The organism is Salipiger sp., assembly GCF_059781815.1.
Genome location: NZ_JBYNAH010000008.1, coordinates 1 through 3,286 on the forward strand (window position 1 = coordinate 1; position 3,286 = coordinate 3,286).

3 protein-coding genes and 1 pseudogene are annotated in these 3,286 nt (G+C 64.1%); 1 reads left to right on the forward strand and 3 read right to left on the reverse strand.

Annotated elements, in window-relative coordinates; all coding sequences use genetic code 11:
- The coding region (gene bamA, locus AC6RA4_RS01725) for an outer membrane protein assembly factor BamA (protein WP_500156789.1) at positions 1 to 1,303 on the reverse strand (1,303 nt) is incomplete at its 3' end.
- A gap of 44 nt (positions 1,304 to 1,347) precedes the next feature.
- Here bamA and AC6RA4_RS01730 point away from each other — a divergent pair.
- Positions 1,348 to 1,572, forward strand: a complete 225-nt coding sequence (locus AC6RA4_RS01730) for a hypothetical protein (protein ID WP_500156791.1) — start codon at positions 1,348 to 1,350, stop codon at positions 1,570 to 1,572.
- Positions 1,573 to 1,629: 57 nt separating this feature from the next.
- Here the strand turns inward: AC6RA4_RS01730 and rseP are convergent, their stop codons facing one another.
- Both rseP and AC6RA4_RS01740 read right to left on the reverse strand, forming a co-directional pair.
- Complete coding sequence (gene rseP, locus AC6RA4_RS01735; protein WP_500156793.1) at positions 1,630 to 2,973, reverse strand: RIP metalloprotease RseP; 1,344 nt, start codon at positions 2,971 to 2,973, stop codon at positions 1,630 to 1,632.
- A 5-nt stretch (positions 2,974 to 2,978) separates the two neighbouring features.
- A pseudogene (locus AC6RA4_RS01740) lies at positions 2,979 to 3,286 on the reverse strand (1-deoxy-D-xylulose-5-phosphate reductoisomerase); the annotation flags it as partial.

Sequence of the window (3,286 nt, forward strand, 5' to 3'; positions counted from 1 at the left end):
CGTCGATGATGACCTGCTGCGGCGTGGTGCCCTCGCGGGCGTTCACGTCGGCATTCGAGAAATATCCCAGCGCGCGGATGCGCTCGGCGGCCTGCCGAATGGCGCGCGGGTTGAACGGATCGCCCTCGGCGGTGTCGAACTGGCGGCGCACCACGCGGTCGAGCGTGGTGGTGTTGCCCTCGATGTCAATCCGCTCGACGAAGATGCGCTCGCCGCGGGTCAGCTCGAAAGTCACGTCGAGGGTCTGGGTGCGGTCGTTGCGGGTGATGCGCGGATCGACGCGCACGAAGGTCAGCCCCTCCTGCACGCCAAGGCGCTCGAGACGGGCGATCTCGTTCTCGACCACGGAAGGCGAGTAGGTCTTGCCCGACTTCATCTTGATGGCGTCGCGGAACAGCTCGGTATCGACCTCGGGCAGATCGGATTGCACGCTGATCTCGCCGATGTTGAACTGCTGCCCCTCTTCGACGTTGAAGGTCACGAAATAGGCGTCGCGCTCGGAGGCGAGCTCGGCATTCACGCCGGTGATGCGGAAGTCGACATAGCCGCGCGAGGCATAGAAATCCTGCAGCAGCTGCCGGTCGAACTGGATCCTGTCGGCGATGAAGGTGTCCTTGGAGATGATCGCGCGCAGCAGGCCGGCCTGCTTGGTTTCAAGCACGCGGCGCAGACGGCGGTCGCTGAACGCGGTGTTGCCGACAAAGGCGATGCGCTCGACCTCGGTCACGCCGCCCTCGAAGATCTCGTAGACCAGATCGACGCGGTTGTCCGAGCGCTTGATCAGCTTCGGCGTCACCCGCGCGGCGATCCGGCCCTGCTGGGTGTAGGCCTCGGCGATGGCGTTGGCGTCCTGCTCGGCGGCGCTGGGGCTGTAGACCCGGCGCGGCTGCGCGGTGACGATGGTCGCGAGGTCTTCGTCCTTGATCCGGCGGTTGCCCTCGAAGGCGATGCGATTGATCGTCGGATACTCGGTGACGCGGATCACCAGCGTATTGCCCTGCGGCACGATCTCGACGCTTTCGAAGAGGCCGGAGGCGACAATCCGCTGGTAGGCCGCGTTCAACTCGCCGCCCGAAACCGGGGCGCCGCGCGCAATGCCTGCATAGCTGAGGATGGTGCCTGCCTCGATCCGCTGGTTGCCTTCGATCGAGACGTTGCTGAACGAGAAAGTCTGCGCTTGGGTCGGCGCGGGAAGCACCGTGAAAGCCATTGAAATTGCGACGGAAAGCGCCGCTAGCGAGCTACCAATTTTAAGATTGCGCGCGCCACGCAGGAGGCTGGCCCCCGAAAGCCCTTGGGTCATCCTTCAATCCACTCCGCCTTTATTTTTTAACGTGAGTATCGGGATTGAAGAACCTTGTCAAAAGCCGAAACGGCCCGTTTTCAGAGCGATCCCAGAAAGGCGCCCAAATACAACGCGCCCGCGATGACGAGCACGCTGAGAAGGCGATCGAGGTTGATCATGACGAGAAGGCCAAGGCCGCGATATCCGGTTTGAAGCGTGTGCATGATGGTCCAGCCGGTTTCCAGAAAGTGGTTTCCGAACTGTTCCTACCCGCCCATTGCGGCTGATTTGCGGCAAAGCCCGCACGAAAACGCGGCAATGGTTTCCGTGCGGGAACCTGTCCGTCACGGACAGAAGAGATCGTTCGTCAGCGCAAAGGTCATCAGCGACAGAATCAGGATCAGGCCGATGGACATCAGCACGTTCAGCGCCTTGTCCGAGGGCGGCTTGCCGGTCACTGCTTCCCAGGCGTGAAACACCAGGTGACCGCCGTCAAGCACCGGCACCGGGAACAGGTTCAGAAGGCCCACCGCGGTGGACAGCACGGCGATGAAGGTGATGAAGCTCTGTCCGCCCTGGCTCGCCATCGCACCGCTGGTCTGGGCGATGCCGATCGGGCCCGAGAGGTTGCACGACGAGATGTTGCCGATCACCATGTTCCACAGCCCCGAGAGCGAGCCCGAGATGATCGCGCCGGTGCGCTGCACCCCGCCAAGGAAGGCATCGACCGGGCCGATCATGCTGGTCGCCGGCTCGAAGGCCAGCCCGCCGACGATTCCGATGCGATAGACGGTCTGGTAGCCGCCCTCGGGCAGCGGTTCATCCGTGCGCTTCGGGGTCATCGCAAGCTCGAGCGTCTCGCCGTCGCGCCACACCGTCAGGTTGAGCGGCGCGCCCTCGGAGCCTTCGACCTTCTCCTTGAGCTGTTCGAAGGCGAAGGCGGGCTCGCCGTCGATATTGAGGATGATGTCGCCCGGCTCGAGCCCCGCTTCGTTGGCGGCAGAGCGCGGCACGATCTGGGTTGCGAGCGGCGGATAGACATAGGGCCCGTCGACCTCGAGCTGCTGGCCGTCGCGCGAGACGGTGTAGGGCAGCACCGGCTCGTGCGGGAGATTTTGCATGAAGCTCTCGAAGCCCTCGGCATCGTCGAAGGCCGGCATCGGCGCGCCGTTGATGGCAAGGATCTCGTCGCCCTCGCGCAGTTCCTGCGCCACCGGCAGCGCGCGCAGGTCGCCCACGGTGAAGGGCTCGGTCACCCTGCCCTGCACCATGAACAGCCCGGTGAAGATCAGGATGGTCAGCGCGAAGTTGAACACCGGACCGGCGGCCACGGTGGCGGCGCGCGCCCAGAGTGGCGCGCCGTTCATGGTGCGCCGGCGCTCTGCCTCACTCATATGAGCGAGGCTGTCGAGATCGACGCCGCCGCTGGCATTGGCATCGCCCTTGAACTTGACGTAGCCGCCAAAGGGCAGTGCCGCGATCTGCCACTTGGTGCCGCGCTTGTCGTAGCGCGAGTAGATCACCGGACCGAAGCCGAGCGAGAACACATCCGCATCGATCCCGGACCAGCGTCCGACGATGTAATGGCCGTATTCATGGATGGCCACGATCACCGAAAGCGCCACGACGAAGGCGACGAGCGTATAGAGCACGCCTCCGAATTGCGGGATCAGCTGCGCTAGGTCCAAAAGCTCTACCTCTCACTTGTTTTCATTATCTCGTCCGCAGTCCTACGGGCGAGATGGTCAGCCGCAAGCACGTTATCAAGATTGATCCCGGCGGCAATAAGGCCACTTTGGGCCGACACACGATGAAGTGTTTCCTCGACCACCTCGGCCATCTGCTGGAAGCCGATGCGCCTTTCGATGAAGGCATCGAGCGCGCGCTCCTTGGCGGCGTTGAACACGGCCCCCGAAAGCCCGCCCGCCTGCATCACCTCGCGCGCCAGCCGCAGCGCCGGCCAGCGGGTCTCGCAGGCCTCGCGGAAGGTGAACTGCCCCA